Origin of the sequence: Methylobacterium endophyticum (assembly GCF_050591105.1) — a bacterium.
Lineage (GTDB): Bacteria > Pseudomonadota > Alphaproteobacteria > Rhizobiales > Beijerinckiaceae > Methylobacterium.
Window position 1 is genome coordinate 171,906 of the sequence record NZ_JBNHES010000001.1, and the last position, 21,388, is coordinate 193,293.

Below are 21,388 nucleotides of genomic sequence, written 5' to 3' on the forward strand. Positions count from 1 at the left end.
TTGCTGCACGTCTCGACCCGCGGCGCCGCCGCGCCGCTCTCGTTCTCCGATGCCCTTCTCGCCGGGCTCGCCCGCGACGGCGGCCTCTACGTGCCCGAGAGCTGGCCGCATATCCCGAAGGACGCGATCGCCGGTCTCGCCGGCCTGCGCTATGCCGACGCGGCGAAACGGGTGCTGCGCCCGCTCATCGACGGCGAGATCGCCGATGCCGATCTCGATGCGATGATCGAGGCCTCCTACGCCACATTCCGGCACAAGGCGGTCTGCCCGCTGACGCAGCTCGACGACAACCTCTTCCTGCTGGAGCTCTTCCACGGCCCGACGCTCGCCTTCAAGGACGTGGCGATGCAGCTCCTCGGGCGGCTGATGAACCATGTGCTCAGCGCGCGCGGGTCGCGGGCGACCATCGTCGGCGCGACCTCGGGCGATACCGGCAGCGCCGCCGTCGAGGCCTTTCGCGGGCTCGATCAGGTCGACGTGTTCATCCTGTTCCCGCATGGCCGGGTCTCGGAGGTGCAGCGCCGCCAGATGACGACGACGGGTGCCGACAACGTCCATGCGCTCGCCGTCGACGGCAATTTCGACGACTGCCAGAACATCGTCAAAGCCCTGTTCCAGCATGCGGATTTCGCCGACGAGGTGAAGCTGTCCGGCGTCAACTCGATCAACTGGGCCCGCGTCGCCGCGCAGGCCGTCTATTATTTCACCAGCGCCGTGGCGCTCGGTGCTCCCCATCGCAAAATCTCCTTCGCGGTGCCGACGGGCAATTTTGGCGACATCCTCGCCGGCTGGGTCGCCAAGCGCATGGGCCTGCCGATCGAGCGGCTGATGATCGGCACCAACGCCAACGACATCCTGGCGCGCACCCTGGAGCACGGCGCCTACGAGGTACGCGGCGTCCAGCCGACCACCTCGCCCTCCATGGACATCCAGATCTCCTCCAACTTCGAACGGCTTCTGTTCGAGGCCCTGGGGCGCGACTCGTCCTCGCTCGGCCGGCTGATGGCGGGGCTCAAGCAGTCCGGCGGCTTCACCCTCGATCCGGCCCTCCTCGCCACGGTGCGCTCCGAGTTCGACGCGACGGCCGTGCCCGAGCCCGACGTGATGGACGAGATCGCGACGACCTACCGCGATACCGGCGTGGTGCTCGACCCCCACTCCGCCATCGGCGTGCGCGCCGGCCGACGCCTCCTGGAGACGGACCCCGCGACGCCCGTGGTGGCGCTTGCCACGGCGCATGCGGCGAAATTCCCCGATGCGGTGGCGAGGGCCACCGGCGGCGTCCGGCCCGCCCTGCCTCCGCATCTCGCCGACCTGATGGAACGCAAGGAGCGCATCACCCAGATCGCCAACGATCAGGCCGCCGTCGAGGCCCTGATCCGCGAGCGCGCCCGCATCGGCCGGTCCGCCTGAGCATGAACGAGCATTTCGCCACCCACGGCGCCTCGCCGCGCCTGCGCACCACGGTTCTGCCCAACGGGCTCACCGTCACCACCGAGGCGATGCCGGGCGTCGCCACCGCGACGCTGGGCGTCTGGGTCGGGGCCGGCTCGCGCCACGAGCGGCCGGAGGAGCACGGGCTCAGCCACCTCATCGAGCACATGGCCTTCAAGGGCACGGCCACCCGCTCGGCCCGCGCCATCGCCGAGGACATCGAGAATGTCGGCGGCGAGATCAACGCCGCCACCAGCGCCGAGGGCACGAGCTACACCGCCCGCGTGCTCGGGGAGGACGCGGGGCTCGCCCTCGACGTGATCGGCGACATCCTCACCAACTCGGTGTTCGAGGCCGGCGAGCTCGCCCGCGAGAAGGGCGTGATCCTTCAGGAATACGCCGCCGTCGAGGACACCCCCGACGACGTGGTCTACGACGCCTTCACCGAGGCCGCCTTCCCGGACCAGCCCATCGGGCGCCCGATCCTCGGCCGGCCGGAGACGATCAAGAGCTTCGATCGCGCGGCTATCGAGGGCTACATCGCCCGCGAGTACACGCCGGACCGGATCGTGCTCGCCGCCGCCGGCGCCGTGGTCCACGAGGAGATCGTCGCGGCCGCCGGCCGCCATCTCGGCGCGTTGCCCAAGGCGGAGACGGCGCGGATGGTGCCGGGCGTCTATCGCGGCGGCGAGCGGCGCATGAAGCGCAAGCTCGAACAGGCCAACCTCGTGATCGGCCTGCCCGGCGTCTCCTTCCGCGACGAGACCTACTACGCCCTGCACATCTTCTCGCAGGTGCTCGGGGGCGGCCTGACCTCGCGGCTCTGGCAGGACGTGCGCGAGACGCGCGGGCTCGCCTACGAGATCCACGCCTTCCACTGGCCCTTCTCCGATTGCGGCCTGTTCGGCATCGGCGCCGGCACGGCGGGCGGCGACATCCCCGAACTCGTGGATGTGACGCTTGCCGCCACGCGCCGCGCGGCGGGGGACGCGGATTCGGTGGAGATCGCCCGCGCCAAGGCGCAGCTCAAGGTGGCCCTGCTCTCGGCCCTCGAGACGCCGGGGGGCCGCATCGAGCGCAACGCCCGCCAGCTCCTCGCCTGGGGCCGGGTGATCCCGGCGGAGGAGGTGATCGCCAAGGTCGACGCCGTGACCGTCGAGGACGTGCGCGCGGCCGGCGCCGCGCTGCTCCAGGGCGCGCCGACGCTCGCCGCCATCGGTCCCATCGCGAAGCTCCCGAGCCTCGCCCATGTGGCGGACGGGCTGCGGGGCTAGCGTTCTTCCCTCTCCCCTTTGCGGGAGAGGGTGGCCCGCGAAGCGGGTCGGGTGAGGGGAGCGCCGCATACGGATAGCGCGCTCCCCTCACCCGACCCTCGCTGACGCGAGGGCCACCCTCCCCCGCAAAGGGGGGAGGGACAGGCTTACGCGGAGCAGATTGATCCATCAGGCCCCGCTCCGTCGCGCGGGAGCCTATTTTGGCCGCAAACCGGAGCGATCCGAAGGGGCAGGTCGCGCGCGAAGGAAGCGGTGGGCTCTCCGGCCGGTCGGCGCTCCGCGCCTTGCCCCTACCCGGCCCCGCCTCTACCACTGCGCGGAACCTGAGCCGTATTCGCTGCCGCAGGCCCCGGCCGGAACCCTCGCTTGGTGCGCTTTCCCTCCCATCCCCTCGCCCTGATTCTTGCGGCGCTCGTCGCGAGCCTCTGCGCCTGCCTGCCGGCCCGCGCCGTGGAGGCTGTGCGCGTGACCCTCGACGCGCCGGTGATCGACATGACCACCGCGATCGAGCGCTACCGCTCGGACGGCGACCTCATCCAGATCTCCACCGCGCCGGGCAAGGACGGCATCGTGCGCCGCATCGTGGTCAAGGCCCGCGACGCCGGCGCGCGGCCCGACTGGATGGTCTTCGCGCTCACTAACGACACCGACGAGCAGATCGACCGCATTCTCGTGGCGCCGCATTTCCGGCTGGCGGATTCCGGCCTGATCTGGCCCGATCTCGGCGGCTCGCGCATCGCCGCGATCACCGCCAGCCAGGGCATCCGCCCCGAGCGCGACGAGAACCCGGAGGCCGACCAGTTCGTCATCACCCTCGACCCCGGCACGACCGTGACCTTCGTCGCCGAGCTGAGGGGGCCGAACATTCCGCAGGTCTATCTCTGGGATCAGGAAGCCTACCGCAAGAAGACCACTGGGCTGACGCTCTACAAGGGCATCGTCATCGGCATCGCCGGGCTGCTGGCGCTGTTCCTGACGATCATCTTCGTGGTGAAGGGCGCGATCATCTTCCCCGCCGCCGCGGCGCTGGCGTGGTCCGTGCTCGCCTATGCCTGCATCGATTTCGGCTTCCTGCAACGGGTCTTCCCCGTCACCGAGGTGGCCGAGCGGGTCTATCGCGCCTCGGCCGAGGCCGTGCTCGGCGCGACGCTGCTGGTGTTCCTGTTCGCCTACCTGAACCTCTCGCGCTGGCATGTGCGCTACAGCCACGTCGCCTTCTTCTGGCTCGCCTTCCTCGCCGGGCTCGTGGGGCTCGCCGCCTTCGATCCGCCGGTGGCGGCGGGCGTGGCGCGCATCTCCATCGCGGCGGTGGCGGGCGTGGGGCTCCTGCTCATCGTCTATCTTGCCGCCCATAACGGCTACGACCGCGCCATCCTGCTGGTGCCGACCTGGACGCTGCTGCTCGTCTGGGTGACGGCGGCGGGCTTCGCCATCACCGGGCAGATCGCCTCCGACCTCGTGCAGCCGGCGCTGATCGGCGGGCTCGTGCTCATCGTCATGCTGATCGGCTTCACGGTGATGCAGCACGCCTTCGCCGGCGGCAGCCTGACCCATGCTCTGGTCTCCGACACCGAGCGCCGGGCGCTGGCGCTCACGGGAGCCGGCGACGTGGTCTTCGACTGGGACGTTCCGGGCGACCGCGTCTTCGCCGGCCAGGAGATCGAGGGCCAGCTCGGGCTGAAGCGCGGCGCGCTGGAAGGCCCGGCGGCGAACTGGCTCGGGCTGCTCCATCCCTTCGATATCGAGCGCTACTCGGCGGCCCTCGACACCGTCATCGAGGAGCGGCGCGGGCGCATCGTCCACGATTTCCGGCTCCGCACGGCGGCGGGCGCCTATTACTGGTATCGCCTCAAGGCGCGTCCGGTGATCGGCTCGGACGGAGAGGTCATCCGCATCGTCGGAACCATCGCCGACGTCACGGAGACGAAGACGGCGGAAGAGCGCCTGCTGCACGACGCGGTCCATGACAGCCTCACCGGCCTGCCCAACCGCGAGCTGTTCCAGGACAGGCTCGACGCGGCGCTCACCTTCGCGGCCCAGGACGCGCGCCTGAAGCCCACCGTGATCGTCCTCGACATCGACCGCTACAAGGCGGTGAACGATGCCATCGGCCTGTCGGCCGGCGACTCGATCCTGCTCACCCTCTCGCGCCGCCTCGGCCGGCTGCTGCGCCCGCAGGATACGCTCGCGCGCGTGGCCGGCGACGAGTTCGCGGTGATCCTCGTCTCCGAGCGCGATCCCGACCGCATCCTCGCCTTCGCCGAGATGATCCGCCGGGCCATCGCCACGCCGATCACCTATGCCGACCGCGAGATCTTCCTCACCGTGTCGGTGGGCATCGCGCTCTACGAGCCGGACGCCGCGCAGAAGCGCGAGGACGTGTTCAAGAACGCCGAGATCGCCATGATCCAGGCCAAGCGCGGGGGCGGCGACCGTTCGGAGGTCTTCCGCGCCACCATGCGCGCCGAGCGCTCCGACCGGCTGATGCTGGAGAGCGATCTGCGCCGCTCCATCGAGCGCTCCGAGATGAAGGTGCTGTTCCAGCCCATCGTGCGCCTGGAGGACCGCACCGTCGCCGGCTTCGAGGCGATGCTGCGCTGGGAGCATCCGAAGCTCGGGCGCATCCCCGCCTCGACCTTCCTGCCGGTGGCGGAGGAGAGCGGCTTCATCGTCAATCTCGGCATCTTCGCCATGGAGCGCGCCGCCCTCGAGCTCGCCGCCTGGCAGCGCTCGCTCGATGTCGAGCCGCCGATCTTCGCGATGGTCAACGTCTCCTCGCGCCAGCTCCTGCGCCACGACCTCCTGCACGACGTGAAGACGGTGCTCGCTCGCTCAGGCGTCATCCCCGGCTCGCTGAAGCTCGAATTCGCGGAAGGGCTGGTGATGGAGAACCCGGAATACGCCGCCCAGATGCTGGAGCGTATCCACGACCTCGGCGCCGGGCTGTCGCTGGACGATTTCGGCACCGGATACTCGGCGCTGTCCTATCTCCAGCGCTTCCCCTTCGACACCATCAAGATCGACCAGTCCTTCGTGCGCCAGATGGCCTCGGGAAAGAGCGTGATGCTGCGCTCCATCGCCAAGATGGCGGGCGAGCTCGGGCTCTCCATCGTGGCCGAGGGCGCGGAGACGGAAGAGGACGCGCAGATGCTCGCCGAGCTCGGTTGCGAATACGCGCAGGGCTTCGCCTTCGGCGACCCGATGACCGGACAGCAGGCGCGCCAGTTCGTCGGCGCCGCCCCGGAGATGGCCTAAGGCGAGGCCGTCGCCGGACCGGCAAGCGCGCTGCGCCGGGCCCGGATGGGACCGGCGTTCCCGCAAGGCACGATATCCAGCGCCTCCATCAGCGAGCGGACGAGGCGGGGCCCGTCCACGGGCTTGCGATGGACGGGCAGATCGGGGAAGGCGAGCCGCAGGCCGAGCGGCACCAGCCCGGCGGTGCAGACCACCATGGGGACGCCCCGGTCGAGCAGCCGTCTCGCGATCGGCGTCGCGTCGCCGTCGGCGAGGTTCATGTCGAGCAGCGCCGCCGAGACCGGCCGGTCGTCGGCGAGCCGCAGGGCATCGCGGTTGGTGCGCACCGGCCCGACCACCGTGCCGCCCGCGCGCTCGACGATGTCGGCAAGCTCCATCGCGATGAGGCTCTCGTCCTCGACGATCAGAATCCGCTTGCCCAGCAACATCGATGTTCCTCCGGGCATGACGACGCGCGCCGGCCAGCGGTTTGAGGACTCGCAACGGGGAAGGATACGCGGCACGCTCCGAAGTCCGGCAGGCACCTTGAAAAAGCGCCTTCGCTTCGGGTCGAATACATGATGCGTTCGCCGATTCGGGCCGTCAATACCGTCCCTTGGCCGGGCCGGACATTCTTTCGTCCGGGCGAATCGGGCGCGGGGCGTCCGGTCCGTCGCCCCGGCCGCCGATCGATTTAAACCTCCCTTAACCATGACGGCGCCAAATGCCGTGATGACGGCATGCCGCGCTGCGATGCGCGGCGGCGGCGATCGGGAGACGTTCAGATGACCGAGACGGCGCGACGGGTCCGGGACGGGCACGGCTCCGATATCGTGCGGCGGCTCATCGCCCGTCCGATCCGCATGGACCGGTCCGCCGTCGTCGCTCGGCCGGTGGTGCCGGAAACCTTCGAGGATGAAAGCGTCGGGCAGGGAACCGATGGAGCGGGCCGGTTCGAGCGGCTCCAGGACGAGCTGGCGATCATGAAGGCGGCGCTTGCGGCCGAGCGCGACGAGGGCGACGCGCTGCGCTCCCGCGTGCGCTTCGTCGACGATTGCGAACCGCTCGGCGCGGAGGCGCTGGCCGTGCGCGAGCGCTGGGCGGCCCTGGTCGACGATCTCCTGCGCGCCCGCCCCTGAACAGGCAGACCATGTCCTTCCCCACCGCGAGGCGACCATGAGCCCGCGCTGTTCCCTCGTCGTCAACGGCAAGACCGTCCGCGTCGCGTCCGGCGACACCTCCGTGGAGGCGGCGCTCGCCGACGGCATGATCGCGCCGACCCAGGCGACCCACGGCACCGGCCTGCTCGGGCAGGCGCCGGGCCCCGCCGCGCGGCGGACGAATGCGCGCGCGCACCGCCCGGATACGGGCCGCCTCGCCGCGCTTCCCCCCGCCGCCGACACGGCTCTGCCCGATGTGGTGCCGTCTCCGGCCGCCCGTCGTGCCGGGACGCTCACCGAGGTGACGCCGCTGAGCCCGCGCGTGCTCCAGGCGGTGGTGACGCTGACGCGGCCGCTGCCGCTGGAGCCCGGCCATCAGGTCGAGATCACCCTGCCCGGCCGCAGGACCGCCATCCTCAGCCCGAGCTTCCGGGTCGACGGGGGGGCGGAGCTCAACGAGCTGGTCTTCCACCTGCCCCGCGATCCCGACGCGCCCTCCCTCGCCGAGGCGCTCGGCGGCGCGGTGCCGCTCGGGTCGCTCGCGCGTGCAAGGGGACCGCTCGGGCGCGCCTATTACCGGCCCGGCGGCGGCCGCCTGGTGCTCGTCTCGGACGGGACGGGGTTCGCGCAGATCTGGTCGATCGCGCGGGCCGCGCGCCATCTCGAATCCGCGCGGGAGACGGTGCTCGTGGTCGGCGCGGCCGATCCGCTCGACCTCTACATGCGCCCCGCCCTCGACTGGCTCGCCGCCACGGGGGTCGCCCGCATCGTGATGGCGTCCGACCGGCTGCGCCAGCGGCCGCCGGATGTGCGGCCCGGCCCCCTCACCGCGCATATCCCGCATCTGCGCGCCACGGACGTGGTGCATGTCTGCGGCGGCGCGGCGACGGTCGGCGCCGTGGAGGTCCTGGCGGCTGCGGCCGGTGCGCGCTGCTATCCGGCGGTGCTCGACGGGGCGTGAGCCCCGCCGGGCCGGCTCAGCCGACCCTCACCCGCCAGATCTCCTCGGCGTATTCGCGCATCGAGCGATCGGAGGAGAACCACGCCATCCGCGCGGTGTTGCGGATCGCCTTGGCCCACCAAGCCGCCTGATCCGTCCAGGCCGCGTCGATCTCGCGCTGGGCGCGCCAGTAATCGTCGAAATCGACCGTCAGCAGGTAGTGGTCGCGGTGGCGCAGGTCGTCGGTGAGCGGCCGGAAGCGGTTCGGCTCCTCCGGCGAGAACCGGCCCGAGGCGATCATGTCGAGCGCGGCGGCGAGGCGGGGGGAATTCCAGATCGCCTTCTGCGCGTAGTTCGGCTCGGCCATCCGCGCCTGCACGCCGGCGGCGTCGAGGCCGAAGATGAAGATGTTCTCCGCGCCCACATGGTCGCGGATCTCGATATTGGCGCCGTCCAGCGTGCCCACCGTAAGCGCGCCGTTCAACGCGAGCTTCATGTTGCCGGTGCCGGACGCCTCCATGCCGGCGGTGGAGATCTGCTCCGAAAGGTCGGCCGCCGGGATGATCGCCTCGGCGAGGCTCACCGAATAGTTCGGCAGGAACACCACCTTCAGCCGGTCGGCGACCTCGGGGTCGTCGTTGACGGCCCGCGCCACGTCGCAGGCGAGCTTGATGATGAGCTTGGCCTGCGTGTAGCTCGGCGCCGCCTTGCCCCCGAAGATTTTTACACGCGGGGTCCAGTCCCTGTGGGGCTCGGCCTTGATCGCCTGGTAGAGCGCCACCGTCTCCAGCACGTTGAGGAGCTGGCGCTTGTATTCGTGGATGCGCTTGATCTGCACGTCGAACAGCGCGGCGGGATCGATCTCGATGCCGGTGCGGTCGGCGACGATCCGGGCCAGCGCCTCCTTGCGGCCGCGCCGGACGGCGGCGTAGCGCTTCACGAAGGCGGGATCGGTGGCGAAGGCGTCGAGGTCGCGCAGCGCCGACGGATCGTCGAGCACGCGCTCGCCCACGGTCTCGACGGCGAGCCTCGTCAGGCCCGGATTGGCGTTGTGGAACCAGCGCCGGAAGGTGATGCCGTTGGTCTTGTTGACGATCTTCTCGGGTTCGAGGGCGTGCAGGTCCTTGAACACGGTGGAGCGCATCAGGTCCGTATGCAGCGCCGAGACGCCGTTGACCCGCCGCGAGCCGTGGAAGGCGAGATGCCCCATGCGCACGCGCCGGCCGTGGCTCTCGTCGATGAGCGAGACGGCGGCGAGATGGGCGGCATCGTGCCGGCCGTGCTTGCCCTGCTCCTCGAGATGCATCCAGTTGATGAGGTAGATGATCTGCATGTGGCGCGGCAGCAGCCGCTCCATCAGCTCCACGGGCCAGGTCTCCAGCGCCTCGGGCAGCAGGGTGTGGTTGGTGTAGCTGAGCGTATGGGAGGTGACGTGCCAGGCGTCCTCCCAGGGCAGGCCGTGATCCTCCAGGAGGATGCGCATCAGCTCGGGGACGGCGATGGCCGGATGCGTGTCGTTGAGCTGGATCGCGGCGTGGTCGTGCAGGCTGCGCACGTCTCCGCGCTCGGCGACGTGGCGGCGCACGAGATCCTGCAACGAGGCCGAGGTGAAGAAGTATTCCTGGCGCAGGCGCAGCTCCTGGCCGGCGGTGGAGGAGTCGCTCGGGTAGAGCACCCGCGAGATCGCTTCCGCCTGGGCGCGGCCGGAGACGGCGCCGACATGGTCGCCGCCGTTGAAGCGCCCGAGATCGACGGGCGCCTCAGCCTCCGCCTTCCACAGGCGCAGGGTGTTGACGTGCCTGGCCTTCCAGCCGACGACCGGCAGGTCGTAGGCGACGGCCCTCACGGTCTCGGCCGGAGTCCAGTGCCGGCGGATGACGCCCTCTCCGGCCACCGACATGGTGACATGGCCGCCGAAGCCGATGGTGTAGCTCGCCTCCGGCCGGGCGAACTCCCAGGGGTTGCCCTCGTCGAGCCAGGTTTCCGGCGCCTCCCTCTGCCAGCCGTCCTGGAGCGACTGCCGGAAGAGGCCGTGGTCGTAGCGGATGCCGTAGCCGATGGCGGGGATGCCGATGCTCGCCATGCTCTCCATGAAGCAGGCGGCGAGCCGCCCGAGCCCGCCGTTGCCGAGCGCCGCGTCGGGTTCCGCCGCCTCGACGTCGCCGAGGTCGACGCCGAGATCGCGCAGCGCCGCGCGGGTGGTCTCGACGAGGCCGAGATTGTTCATGGCATCGGACAAGAGGCGTCCGATCAGGAATTCGAGGGAGAGGTAGTAGACGCGCTTGTTCGGGACGCTCGCCGGCGAGGAATGGCACGCCTCCACCACGCGGTCGCGCAGCGCCAGCGCGGTAGCGGCGAACCAGTCGCGCTCGCGGGCGGTCTCCGGGGTGCGGCCGATGACGAAGGCGAGCTTGCCGAGGATGGCTTCGCGCAGGTCCGCCACGTCGTCGCCGGAGCCGGTGCGCAGGGGAGCCTTCCGCTGTATCGGCGATCCCGCCGGTGCCTTGGCCGGAGCGGAATCCCTGGCGGTGTCGTCGGTCCGGTCGATGACCGGCAGGACGTCGTTCAGCATCGTGAATCCCCCGCTTCGCCGTCGGTGCCCGGCTGCGTCCCCTCGGCCGCCGCCGCCTTTAGGCCGCGGTTGGCAACGGGGGACGTCTGTGCCGTCATGGTGTTGTCAGGTCGTGTCCTTGTCGAGACAGGCATTGTGACAATGCCCGAGGCTGTGCCCTCTCCGACACAACATCGCTCATCACACGCAAAGCCGGCCTGAATTTGACGATCCGGCCTTGAAGGAAACGTGAATGAGGCAACTTGGCCGTCGGGAACGCCGGGAGGATCCATGTCCGACACCGAGCCTCGTCAGCGGGCGGACGCGTCCGTGTGGTGGAAGCGCGGGACCGTCTACCAGGTCTATCCGCGCTCGTTCCAGGACAGCGACGGCAACGGCGTCGGCGACCTGCGCGGCATCACCCGCCGGCTCGACTACATCGCCTGGCTCGGCGTCGACGCGCTCTGGATCTCGCCGATCTACACCTCGCCCATGGCCGATTACGGCTACGACGTGGCCGATTACTGCGGGATCGATCCGCTCTTCGGCACGCTCGAGGATTTCGACGAACTGGTCGCCGAGGCCCATCGGCGACGCCTGAAGGTCATCCTCGACTTCGTGCCGAACCACTCCTCCATCGAGCATCCGTGGTTCGTGGAGGCGCGCGCCTCGCGCCACAATCCGCGCCGCGACTGGTATGTCTGGCGCGATCCCGCGCCGGGCGGTGGCCCGCCGAACAACTGGCTCAGCAATTTCGGCGGCCCCGCCTGGAGCTTCGACGAAGCCAGCGGGCAATACTACTACCACGCCTTCCTCAAGGAGCAGCCCGACCTCAACTGGCGCAACCCGGAGCTGCGCGCGGCCATGCACGACGTGCTCCGCTTCTGGCTGGAGCGCGGCGTCGACGGTTTCCGCGTGGACGTGATCTGGCACCTCATCAAGGACGAGGGTTTTCGCGACAACCCGGCGAACCCCGCCTTCCTGCCCCACGAGCCGGAGATCAACCGCTTCGCGCAGGTCTATTCCGCCGACCGGCCCGAGGTGCTCGACGTCATCGCCGGCATGCGCGGTGTCCTCGACGCCTACGGGGAGCGCGTGCTGATCGGCGAGATCTACCTGCCGATCGAGCGGCTGGTGAGCTATTACGGCCCGAACCTCGAAGGGGCCGACCTGCCCTTCAACTTCCAGCTCATCCAGACGCCCTGGCGCGCCGACGCGGTGGCGGAGCTGGTGGAGAACTACGAGGCCGCCCTGCCCCCCGGCGGCTGGCCGAACTGGGTGCTCGGCAACCACGACCGGCCCCGCATCGCCGCCCGCATCGGGGAGCGGCAGGCGCGCATCGCCGCGATGCTGCTGCTGACGCTGCGCGGCACGCCGACGCTCTATTACGGCGACGAGATCGGCCTCGGCCATGTCGCCATCCCGCCCGAGCGGGTGCGCGACCCCTGGGAGCTGAACGAGCCGGGCCACGGCCGCGATCCCGAGCGCACCCCGATGCAGTGGGATGCCGGCTCGCAGGCGGGCTTCTCCGATGTCGAGCCCTGGCTGCCGCTGTCCGAGGATGCCGAGACCCGCAACGTCGATGCGCTACGCGACGAGCCCGGCTCGATCCTGACGCTCTACCGGCGCCTGCTCGGCCTGCGACGGGAGCACGACGCGCTGGCGGTGGGCGGCTACCGCACCGTCGCGCTCGGGCTCGACGAGGTCTTCGCCTACGAGCGCTTCGATGCCTCCGCGACGCTCCGAATCGTCCTCAATTTCGGCGAGGAGACCCATGCCGTCCCCCTTCCCGACGACAGCCGCTGGACGGTGCTGCTGTCGAGCGAGGCGGGCCGGGCCGGCGATCCGGCTGCCGGATCGGTCTCGCTGGGGCCTGCGGAAGGGCTGATCCTGATCCTGCGCTGAACGAAAACGGGTGCCGGACGGTTTTTCGCCGCATCGCAGCGACAAGTCACACAAACTTAATGATAAGCATGGCCTGACTTGTGCATCGCAGCGTAGGGCTGGATGCCAGGGGGAGAGCGGGCATGGCGACGACGGCGGCGGGCGTGAGGACGTCCCCCGGACCCTATGGCGGACCGATGTCCGCCCCCTCCTCGGCGGCGGTGCCGCCGGAGCTCAGGGCCGCCCTTCAGCCCCGCATCCTCTACGCCACGCCGGAGATGTCGGATTTCGTGAAGACCGGGGGGCTCGGCGAGGTGGCGGGCGCCCTGCCCCGCTCCCTGCGCAAGAACTTCGATGTCCGTGTGCTGATACCGGGCTACCGGGCGGTGGTCGGCGCCTTCCGCGCGATCCCCGTGGTCGCCCGTCTCGAGGGCCATGCCGGCATCCCGCCCTGCGATCTCGGCCTCGTCGAGGTCGGCGACGGCCTGCGCATCTACATCCTGCTGAGCCCCGAGCTCTACGAGCGCGACGGCACCCCCTACGGCGACGGCGCGGGCGATTTCGCCGACAACGACCTGCGCTTCGCGCGCCTCGGTCTGGCGGCGGCGGAGCTCGCCATGGGCGCCGATCCGAACTGGTCCGCCGACCTGCTGCATCTCAACGACTGGCAGTCCGCCCTGGCGCCGGCCTATCTCGCCTGGCGCGAGGCGAAGGTGCCGAGCGTGCTGACGATCCACAACCTCGCCTATCAGGGCCTGTTCCCGCGCGAGAATCTCGGCCGGCTGGGCGTTCCCGAGGGCGCCTTCCAGATGAACGGCGTGGAGTTCTACGGGCAGCTCTCCTTCCTGAAATCCGGGCTCTACTACGCCTCGCACGTCACCACCGTGAGCGACACCTACGCCCGCGAGATCACCACGCCGGAATCCGGCTGCGGGCTCGACGGGCTGCTGCGCACCCGCGCGGCGCAGGGGCGGCTGACCGGCATCCTCAACGGCATCGACGAGAGCTGGGACCCGCGCACCGACCCGCATCTGGCGATCCCGTTCGAGGCGGACGACTGGAAGGGCAAGCGCGCCAATACCGAGACCGTGCGCCGCCAGTTCGGCCTCGCGGTCTCGCGCGGGCCGCTCTTCGCCATCGTCTCGCGGCTCGTCCAGCAGAAGGGCATCGATCTCAGCCTCCAAGTCGCGGAGACCATCGTCGCCGAGGGCGGCCAGCTCGTGGTCATCGGCCAGGGCGAGAGCCGTTTCGAGGACGCGCTGCGCGGTCTCGCCCGCCGCCGTCCCGACGCGGTGGGGGTGCATGTCGGCTTCGACGAGACGGATGCGCGCCGCATGTTCGCGGGCAGCGACTTCCTGCTGATGCCCTCGCGCTTCGAGCCCTGCGGGCTGGCCCAGATGTACGCCCAGCGCTTCGGCTCCCTGCCCGTGGTGCGCCGCACCGGGGGGCTCGCCGACACGGTCGAGGATGGCGTCACCGGCTTCACCTTCACGGAAGCCTCGCCGAAGGGGTTCATGGGGGCGGTCCGGCGCGCGCTGGACACCTTCCAGCAGAAGAAGCGCCTCAACGCCATGCGCCGCAGCGCCATGGCGCGGCGCTTCGGCTGGGACGATGCGGCCGGCCATTATGCCGGCCTCTATACCCGCGCCTTCGGCAACGGCCCCGCCGCACGCTGCCGCGTGGCCACCTGATCGCGCGGAAAATTCCGCTTCGGGCCGCCGTTTCCAACGGAATCTGTGGCGCGGATGCGCGCTTGCCGGCATGCTCGCGCGATGCTGACGTGGTCGACCGAGCATCTGCCGGCGCAGGATCGCTTCGATAGCTGGCGTGAGGAGCGCGCGAAGCGCGTCTTCGGCGTGAGCATCGAGCTGCCGCGCGAGAAGCGCCTCGGATTCCGGGGCGCCGTCTCGGCGTTTCAGGTCGGGGGCGCCCTGATCGCCGAGCTGACCGCCTCCGCCTACCGTGTCCGCCGCGACGCCTCCGACATCGCCCGCGCCCCGAGCGACGCGTTCTGCATCTCCCAGCAGATCGAGGGCGCCGGCTTCCTCGTGACCGGGGGGCGCGAGATCCGTGTCGATGCCGGCGCGATCGTGACCGGCCAGACCGACCTGCCCTACGAGAACCTGCCGGATGCACAGGAGGGGTTTTCCTGCCGCATCGTGCGGCTGCCCCTGTCGCGCGTCTCGGACGCCGTCTCGGTCCGCGAGCCGTTCGCGCTGCGGCCGGTGGCGCCGGCGCCCGGCGTCCCGGCGCTGTTCGCCTCGTTCCTGGCCTCGTTCCTCGATCAGGCCCCGCATCTCTCCGAGCCGGCGGCGGAGGTCGCCGTCGATACGCTGATACGGCTCGCCCTGCTCGCGCGGGGGGCGGGCGATGCCCGAGGGGGCTCGGCCCGCGAGGCGCTCAGGATGGCGCTGCTCGACCGGGCCCGCGAAACGATCGAGCGCCGCCTCCACCAACCCGGCCTCTCGCCGGCCCTGGTGGCTGCGGCGCTCGGCATCTCGACGCGCCAGCTCCATGTCCTCTTCGAGCCGACGGGGACGAGCTTCGGCCGTCACCTGCTGGCGCGGCGCCTCGCCCGCGCCAGGCTCATTCTGGAAACGTCACCACGCGCAAGTGTGACCGATGTTGCGCTCGCGAGTGGCTTCGACGGTCTGTCGACGTTCTTCCGAGGGTTCCGGGCGGCATATGGATGCTCGCCGGGAGAAGTGCGGGCGCAGGCGGCGCGAGAGGGCTGACCGCCACGGCGGCCTCCGGCACCCGCGCCGCGCGCCGCCGCCAACCGATCCAGCGGATCACCAGCGGGGCGTCGCGCCATCCGAGGCACCGGAGCCGGGAGACGGCGTGGAGCCGATCGGTCCGTTTCGTGGAACGACTCATGGGACGATCTCCGCCGCTCAGCTCCGCCATTTGGCCTTCTTCGAGCAGGCTTCCTGCTCTTCGGGATGCTTCTTCTCCCAGGCGGAGATCGAGAGGGTCTCCTGGCTCGACATCTTGCCGTTCATGCAGGAGCAGTAGACGCCGAGCGTCTCCGGGCTCTGCCCTTCGCCGGAATTGTCGGAGATGCAGCGCCTGATCCAGGCGTCGTCGTCGGCATTGGCCAGGACTGCGGTGGGCATGACGGCGGCGGGCAGGGCAAGCAGCGTCGCGCAGGCGAGGACGGCGGTGGCGAGTCTCATGGCTTCCTCCTGTTCTTTCGAGGAAGCGGAGTATCGCGGCAGCGCCGCCCGAAATCGTCTCGGCCCGCGCAGAGATCGTCCCGCTGCGCGCAGATCGTGACGGACCTGCGCGCCCGGCTTCAGACCTCGCGGACGAAGATCGTCGTCGCCAGCGGCGGCAGGGTCAGCACGATGGAATGCCGCTGGCCGTGGCTCTCCACCGCCTCGGCATGGAGGCCGCCATGGTTGCCCATGTTCGAGCCGCCGTAGCGCTCGGCATCCGAGTTGAACGCCTCGCGATAGAAGCCGCCCTCCGGCACGCCGATGCGGTAGCCCTCGCGCGGGACGGGGGTGAAGTTCGCGACGACCACGGCGACCTGTCCCGGCTCGCGGCCCTTGCGGGCCCAGGCGATGACGCTGTTGTCCTGGTCGTCCGCCACGAGCCACTGGAAGCCGGCGGCCTCGGTGTCGCGGGCGTGGAGCGCGGGCGTCGCGGCGTAGAGCCGGTTGAGGTCGCGCACCGCGTCCTTGGCGCCCTTGTGCAGGGGATCGTCCAGATGGTGCCAGTCCAGGCTCTGGTTGTGGTTCCACTCCCGCTCCTGGCCGAACTCGCAGCCCATGAAGAGCAGCTTCTTGCCGGGATGCCCCCACATGAAGCCGAAATAGGCGCGGAGATTCGCGAATTTCTGCCAGCGGTCGCCGGGCATGCGGTCGAGTAGCGAGCCCTTCCCGTGCACGACCTCGTCATGGGAGATCGGCAGGATGAAGTTCTCGGAGAAGGCGTAGAGCAGCCCGAAGGTGAGGTCGTGGTGGTGGTAGCGGCGGTGGATCGACTCCTTGCCGATGAAGTTCAGGGTGTCGTGCATCCACCCCATGTTCCACTTGAAGCCGAAGCCGAGACCGCCCGTGTAGGTCGGATGCGAGACGCCGGGCCAGGAGGTCGATTCCTCGGCCACCGTCAGGGTGCCGGGGGCGTGGCTGTAGGTGGCCTCGTTGGTCTTCCTGAGGAAGTTGATCGCGTCGAGGTTCTCGTTGCCGCCATACTGGTTGGGGATCCACTCCCCGGCGCGGCGCGAATAGTCGAGATAGAGCATGGAGGCGACGGCATCCACCCGCAGCCCGTCGAGATGGTAGTGCTCCAGCCAGAAGCGCGCGTTTGCGGCGAGGAAGGTCGCCACCTCGCTGCGCCCGAAATTGTAGATGTAGGTGCCCCAATCCTGGTGGAAGCCCTGGCGCGGGTCGGCATGCTCGTAGAGATGCGTGCCGTCGAACAGGCCGAGCCCATGCGCGTCGAGGGGGAAATGGCCGGGCACCCAGTCGAGCATCAGGCCGATGCCGGCCTCGTGCGCGGCATCGACGAAGGCCGAAAAGTCTTCCGGCGTACCGAAGCGGCTCGTCGGCGCGAACAGCGAGACGGGCTGGTAGCCCCATGAGCCGTCGAAGGGAAACTCTGTGATCGGCAGGAGCTCGATATGGGTGAAGCCCATCTCCTTCACATAGGGGATGAGCCGGGCCGCGAGCTCCTTGTAGGTGAGGTAGCGGTTGCCCTCCTCGGGCACCCGCGCCCACGAGCCGAGATGGACCTCGTAGATCGAGATCGGGACATGGCGCGGGTCCTTGTCGCCGCGCGTCGCCATCCATTGCCCGTCGCGCCAGGTGCGCTCCTGAAGGCCGTGCAGGACCGAGGCCGTCTCCGGCGGCTTCTGCGCGGCGAAGGCGACCGGATCGGCCTTGAGCGGCAGCAGCGCCCCGTCGGGGCCGCGCAGCTCGTATTTGTAGTGGCCGCCGGCCTTGAGGCCGGGAATGAACAGCTCCCAGATGCCGCCGTCCCGCCAGAGCCGCATGGGATGGCGCCGGCCATCCCAGTCGTTGAAGTCGCCGACGACGCTGACGCGCCTGGCGTTCGGCGCCCAGACGGCGAAGCGGAAGCCCTCGATGCCGTCGAGCTTGGCGGAATGCGCGCCGAGCAGGCGGTAGACGGTGTTGCTGCCGACCTCGCGCAGCGCCGCAACGTCGTGCTGGGCCAGCGACGAGCCGAACCCGTAGGGGTCGAAGCGGCGGTGCCTGGCGCCGTCCCAGCCTTCCGTCTCGATCTCATAGAGGGGGCGGCCCTCGCTCTTCACCCGCGCGACGTAGAACCCGTCCGGGTGGATGCGCTCGAAGGGGATGCGCTCCGAGCCGACAATGAGGGTCGCGCCCTGCACCTCCGGCAGGACCGCGCGGACCTCCCAGGCTCCGGGGCCGGCCTGATGCGGGCCGAGGACGGAGAAGGGGTCGCCGTGATTGGCGGCCATCACGGCGGCGACGGCGTCGGAATGGACCTTCGCGCCGCTCGCGGAGGCGACGGGCGATCCGGCCTTCGGCGGTCCGTCCGCCGGACCGGGCTTCTTCGCTGACGAAGCGGGCCGGCTCGCGAACGTCTCGTCGATTCCCGTCATTCAGATGCCTTTCGCGGTGTCGTCCAGAATGTCGAGAACCCCCGAGGCGGGGATTTCGATCCAGTCGGGACGGTTGTTCGCCTCGTAATCCACCTCGTAGAGCGCCTTGGTGAGCAGGCTGAGGCGCAGCAGGCGGCGATGGGTGTCCGGGTCGGCGACGGCGGCGCGGCTGCCGGCCACCGCCGCCTCGTAGCCGTCGAGGAAGGCCGCATCGATCATGCCACGCCAGGCGATGGAGGCGCTGCGGGCGCGGTCCTCGGAATCGGCGAAGCGCGCCGCGATCTCGCGGGTGACGGCCTCCGCGCCGTAGGCGAAGGAGCGCAGCATGCCGGCGACGTCGCGCAGCGGCGTCGACTTAGCGCGGCGCTCGTCCCCCGCCCGCGAGGGCTCGCCCTCGAAATCCACGATGACGAGATCGCCCTCGGAGGCCAGCACCTGCCCGAGATGGTAGTCGCCGTGGATTCGAGTCTTCCAGGCGCCCTTCGGCGCCTGCTCGGTCAGCCGCTCGATCAGCGCGTCGATCTCGGCGCGACGGGTATGGAGCATGGCGCTTGCCGGCTTGCCGGCGTCGAGCCCGCGCTCGATCATGCCGCTGAGCGCACGGAAGGCGCGGTCGGCCTGCCTGTGCGCGTCGCGGCCGAGCGCGTCGAGATCCTCGGCCGTGAAGGGCTCGGCGGCGAAGGCCGGATCCGTGGTCTCGACGGCGAAGGCAGTGTGCATCTCGGCGGTGCGGCGGCCGAGCAGCTCCGCCCAGCGCAGATGCGGCGCGAACGCCTCCTGCGGCGGCGGGGCCTCGCTCTCGGGGGCGAGCACCACGGTGTCGAAGTCGCGCCGCAGGCCCTCCAGCATCAGGGTCCAGGCGTCGCCCTGGTTGACGACGAAGCTCTGTAGGACGGCGAGCGCCGTGCGGGTGCCGTCGTCGGCGACATGCTCCAGCACGCCGAGCAGAGCCGGCGTGTTGGCGAAGCGCGCCTCCTCCGTGAGGAAGCGGCCGACCTCGATCTCGGGATTGATGCCCGGCTGCAAGCGGCGCAGCAGCTTGAGCATCATCTTCGAGCCGATGGCGATGGAGGTGTTGCTCTGCTCGGCCTTCAGCGGCCGCACCTCGCCCGCCTCGAACGGCACGGAGCGGTCGAAGGCCGAGGTCGCGGAGAAGACCAGCCTGCCGGATTCCGTGGCGATCTCGCGCCCGTCGCGCATGCCCTCGGTCAGGCAGACGGCGAAATCGGCGGAGGCGGCAGCGCCGTAGAGCAGGCCGGTGCGGGGCCCGCGGCGCACGCGTGCCACCGCGAACTCCATCAGGGCCTCGTCCTCGCGGCCCTCATCCACGCCGACGGGCACGAAGTAGTCCTGCCGCTCGCCGGTGACGAGGTTCACGGCGAGCCGGGTGAGCAGGAAGCGCGGGTCGGCGGTGCCGTCGTTCAGGACGGCGGAATCGATCACCTGCACGGACTTGATGCGCGAGCCCTTGGCCGCGAACCAGCGCCGCCCGGCGATGAAGGGCGGCACCACGGTGCGCTCGAACGCGACGCGCTCGCGCCCCGCCATCAGGCTCTCGATCCCGCCGGTGAGCACCAGGGTGAACAGTTCCGGCGGCTCGGGCTGCGGGCCGATGGCACCGGCATTCGCGGCCGAGAGCCGGAACCAGTAGAAGCCGTAGGAGGGCAGCGTCAGCAGGTAGGGCAGCTCGCCGATCGCCGGGAACTCGCTGCCGCCGGTCAGCTCGACGGGCACGGCGTTGCGCAGTTCCGAGAGGTCGAGCTGCACGGCCTGGGGGGCGCGAGAGAGGTTCGCCACGCAGAGCACGCGCTCGCCCTCGAACTCGCGGATCCAGGCCAGCACCTTGCGGTTCGAGGGATAGAGGAACTGCATGGTGCCGCGCCCGAGCGCGACCGAGTTGTTGCGGATCGCGATCATGCGCCGCGTCCAGTTGAGGAGCGACGTCTGCGACTGGGTCTGCGCCTCGACGTTGATGGCGTCGAAGCCGTAGATCGGATCCTGCACGGCGGGCAGGAACAGCTTCTGCGGGTTGGCGCGGGAGAAGCCGCCGTTGCGGTCGGGCGACCACTGCATCGGGGTGCGCACGCCGTCGCGGTCGCCGAGATAGATGTTGTCGCCCATGCCGATCTCGTCGCCGTAGTAGAGCACCGGCGTGCCGGGCATCGACAGGACGAGGGACTTCATCAGCTCGATCTTGCGCCGGTCGTTCTCGAGCAGCGGTGCGAGGCGGCGGCGGATGCCGAGATTGATGCGGGCCCGCCGCTCGGCGGCGTAGAACGACCACAGGTAATCACGCTCTTCCGCCGTGACCATTTCGAGCGTCAGCTCGTCGTGGTTGCGCAGGAAGATGGCCCACTGGCAGCCCTCCGGGATCTCCGGGGTCTGGCGCATGATGTCGGTGATCGGGTGCCGGTCCTCGCGGGCGATCGCCATGTACATGCGCGGCATCAGCGGGAAGTGGAACGCCATGTGGCATTCGTCGCCGTCGCCGAAATACTGCGCCGTCTCCTCCGGCCACTGGTTGGCTTCCGCCAGCAGCATGCGGTCGGGATAGCTCGCGTCGAGCGCGGCGCGGATCTTCTTGATGACCGCGTGCGTCTCGGGAAGGTTCTCGCAGTTCGTGCCCTCGCGCTCGATGATGTAGGGAATCGCGTCGAGCCGCAGGCCGTCGACGCCCATGTCGAGCCAGTAGCGCATCACCTCGATGACCGCGTCGAGCACCTTCGGGTTGTCGAAGTTCAGGTCCGGCTGGTGCGAGTAGAAGCGGTGCCAGAAATACTGCTTGGCGACCGGGTCCCAGGTCCAGTTCGAGGTCTCGGTGTCGAGAAAGATGATGCGCGTGTCGGAATAGACGTCGTCCGTGTCCGACCAGACGTAGAAGTCGCGCTCCGGCGAGCCGGCGGGCGCCTCGCGGGCGGCCTGGAACCAGGGGTGCTGGTCCGAGGTGTGGTTGATGACGAGCTCGGTGATGACGCGCAGTCCCCGCTCGTGGGCGGCGTCCACGAACCGGCGGAAATCGTCCATGGTGCCGTAGGACGGGTTCACGTCGCGATAGTCCGCGATGTCGTAGCCGTCGTCGCGCAGCGGCGAGGGATAGAACGGCATCAGCCAGATCGCCGTCACGCCGAGGTCGCGCACGTAGTCGAGCTTGCGCGTCAGGCCCTCGAAATCGCCGATGCCGTCATCGGTCGAGTCGAAGAACGACTTGACGTGGATCTGGTAGATGATGGCGTCGCGGTACCATTGCGGATCGCTGCGATCGATCATCGCGTCGCTGCCTCGTGCGTCGGGTCAGGGCGGAGGGTGCCGACCCGGAAC

13 protein-coding genes are annotated in these 21,388 nt (G+C 70.0%); 8 read left to right on the forward strand and 5 right to left on the reverse strand.

Annotation, left to right across the window (positions count from 1 at the left end; all coding sequences use genetic code 11):
• From thrC to ACP56T_RS00815, 3 genes are all read left to right on the forward strand, one after another.
• Nucleotides 1–1,413: a threonine synthase gene (thrC, locus tag ACP56T_RS00805; protein WP_430910226.1), complete on the forward strand. Its 1,413-nt coding sequence runs from the start codon at nucleotides 1–3 to the stop codon at nucleotides 1,411–1,413.
• Nucleotides 1,414–1,415: 2 nt separating this feature from the next.
• A complete protein-coding gene (locus ACP56T_RS00810) occupies nucleotides 1,416–2,708 on the forward strand; it encodes a M16 family metallopeptidase (protein ID WP_430910227.1) in 1,293 nt (430 codons plus the stop codon).
• Nucleotides 2,709–3,077: 369 nt separating this feature from the next.
• Nucleotides 3,078–5,963, forward strand: a complete 2,886-nt coding sequence (locus tag ACP56T_RS00815; RefSeq protein WP_430910228.1) for an EAL domain-containing protein — start codon at nucleotides 3,078–3,080, stop codon at nucleotides 5,961–5,963.
• Here the strand turns inward: ACP56T_RS00815 and ACP56T_RS00820 are convergent.
• Nucleotides 5,960–6,391: a response regulator gene (locus ACP56T_RS00820; RefSeq protein ID WP_430910229.1), complete on the reverse strand. Its 432-nt coding sequence runs from the start codon at nucleotides 6,389–6,391 to the stop codon at nucleotides 5,960–5,962. The two genes, ACP56T_RS00815 and ACP56T_RS00820, sit on opposite strands and share 4 nt — an antisense overlap.
• A gap of 336 nt (nucleotides 6,392–6,727) precedes the next feature.
• Here ACP56T_RS00820 and ACP56T_RS00825 point away from each other — a divergent pair, with 336 nt between their 5' ends.
• Together ACP56T_RS00825 and ACP56T_RS00830 are read left to right on the forward strand one after the other, a co-directional pair.
• The gene (locus tag ACP56T_RS00825) at nucleotides 6,728–7,081 is read left to right on the forward strand and encodes a hypothetical protein (protein ID WP_430910230.1); all 354 of its coding nucleotides are present in this window, start codon (nucleotides 6,728–6,730) and stop codon (nucleotides 7,079–7,081) included.
• Between the two features lie 37 nt (nucleotides 7,082–7,118).
• The gene (locus ACP56T_RS00830) at nucleotides 7,119–8,063 is read left to right on the forward strand and encodes a ferredoxin reductase domain-containing protein (RefSeq protein ID WP_430910231.1); all 945 of its coding nucleotides are present in this window, start codon (nucleotides 7,119–7,121) and stop codon (nucleotides 8,061–8,063) included.
• Nucleotides 8,064–8,079: 16 nt separating this feature from the next.
• Here ACP56T_RS00830 and ACP56T_RS00835 read toward each other — a convergent pair whose 3' ends face one another.
• A complete protein-coding gene (locus ACP56T_RS00835; RefSeq protein ID WP_430910232.1) occupies nucleotides 8,080–10,614 on the reverse strand; it encodes a glycogen/starch/alpha-glucan phosphorylase in 2,535 nt (844 codons plus the stop codon).
• A 270-nt stretch (nucleotides 10,615–10,884) separates the two neighbouring features.
• Between ACP56T_RS00835 and ACP56T_RS00840 the strand changes: the two genes are divergently transcribed.
• From ACP56T_RS00840 to ACP56T_RS00850, 3 genes are all read left to right on the forward strand, one after another.
• The gene (locus tag ACP56T_RS00840) at nucleotides 10,885–12,498 is read left to right on the forward strand and encodes an alpha-amylase family glycosyl hydrolase (RefSeq protein ID WP_430910233.1); all 1,614 of its coding nucleotides are present in this window, start codon (nucleotides 10,885–10,887) and stop codon (nucleotides 12,496–12,498) included.
• A gap of 176 nt (nucleotides 12,499–12,674) precedes the next feature.
• Nucleotides 12,675–14,168: a glycogen synthase GlgA gene (glgA, locus tag ACP56T_RS00845; RefSeq protein WP_430910527.1), complete on the forward strand. Its 1,494-nt coding sequence runs from the start codon at nucleotides 12,675–12,677 to the stop codon at nucleotides 14,166–14,168.
• A gap of 81 nt (nucleotides 14,169–14,249) precedes the next feature.
• Nucleotides 14,250–15,212, forward strand: a complete 963-nt coding sequence (locus ACP56T_RS00850) for a helix-turn-helix domain-containing protein (protein WP_430910234.1) — start codon at nucleotides 14,250–14,252, stop codon at nucleotides 15,210–15,212.
• A 159-nt stretch (nucleotides 15,213–15,371) separates the two neighbouring features.
• Here the strand turns inward: ACP56T_RS00850 and ACP56T_RS00855 are convergent, their stop codons facing one another.
• The 3 genes from ACP56T_RS00855 to treS form a co-directional block, all read right to left on the reverse strand.
• Nucleotides 15,372–15,653: a hypothetical protein gene (locus ACP56T_RS00855; protein ID WP_430910235.1), complete on the reverse strand. Its 282-nt coding sequence runs from the start codon at nucleotides 15,651–15,653 to the stop codon at nucleotides 15,372–15,374.
• A 119-nt stretch (nucleotides 15,654–15,772) separates the two neighbouring features.
• Nucleotides 15,773–18,070 carry a 1,4-alpha-glucan branching protein GlgB gene (gene glgB / locus ACP56T_RS00860; protein WP_430910236.1) on the reverse strand — a complete coding sequence of 766 codons (2,298 nt, stop codon included), beginning with the start codon at nucleotides 18,068–18,070 and terminating at the stop codon, nucleotides 15,773–15,775.
• Nucleotides 18,071–21,337, reverse strand: coding sequence for a maltose alpha-D-glucosyltransferase (gene treS, locus ACP56T_RS00865; protein WP_430910237.1), 3,267 nt, complete (start codon nucleotides 21,335–21,337; stop codon nucleotides 18,071–18,073).
• Nucleotides 21,338–21,388: the final 51 nt, after the last annotated feature.

What these genes read in the sequence shown, in the direction of transcription:
- ACP56T_RS00855 (WP_430910235.1), bottom strand. Translation starts at nt 15,653, where the DNA reads ATGAGACTCGCCACCGCCGTCCTCGCCTGCGCGACGCTGCTTGCCCTG.
- ACP56T_RS00830 (WP_430910231.1), top strand. Translation starts at nt 7,119, where the DNA reads ATGAGCCCGCGCTGTTCCCTCGTCGTCAACGGCAAGACCGTCCGCGTC.
- ACP56T_RS00810 (WP_430910227.1), top strand. Translation starts at nt 1,416, where the DNA reads ATGAACGAGCATTTCGCCACCCACGGCGCCTCGCCGCGCCTGCGCACC.
- glgA (WP_430910527.1), top strand. Translation starts at nt 12,675, where the DNA reads ATGTCCGCCCCCTCCTCGGCGGCGGTGCCGCCGGAGCTCAGGGCCGCC.
- ACP56T_RS00850 (WP_430910234.1), top strand. Translation starts at nt 14,250, where the DNA reads ATGCTGACGTGGTCGACCGAGCATCTGCCGGCGCAGGATCGCTTCGAT.
- ACP56T_RS00820 (WP_430910229.1), bottom strand. Translation starts at nt 6,391, where the DNA reads ATGTTGCTGGGCAAGCGGATTCTGATCGTCGAGGACGAGAGCCTCATC.
- ACP56T_RS00840 (WP_430910233.1), top strand. Translation starts at nt 10,885, where the DNA reads ATGTCCGACACCGAGCCTCGTCAGCGGGCGGACGCGTCCGTGTGGTGG.
- ACP56T_RS00835 (WP_430910232.1), bottom strand. Translation starts at nt 10,614, where the DNA reads ATGCTGAACGACGTCCTGCCGGTCATCGACCGGACCGACGACACCGCC.
- treS (WP_430910237.1), bottom strand. Translation starts at nt 21,337, where the DNA reads ATGATCGATCGCAGCGATCCGCAATGGTACCGCGACGCCATCATCTAC.
- ACP56T_RS00825 (WP_430910230.1), top strand. Translation starts at nt 6,728, where the DNA reads ATGACCGAGACGGCGCGACGGGTCCGGGACGGGCACGGCTCCGATATC.
- glgB (WP_430910236.1), bottom strand. Translation starts at nt 18,070, where the DNA reads ATGACGGGAATCGACGAGACGTTCGCGAGCCGGCCCGCTTCGTCAGCG.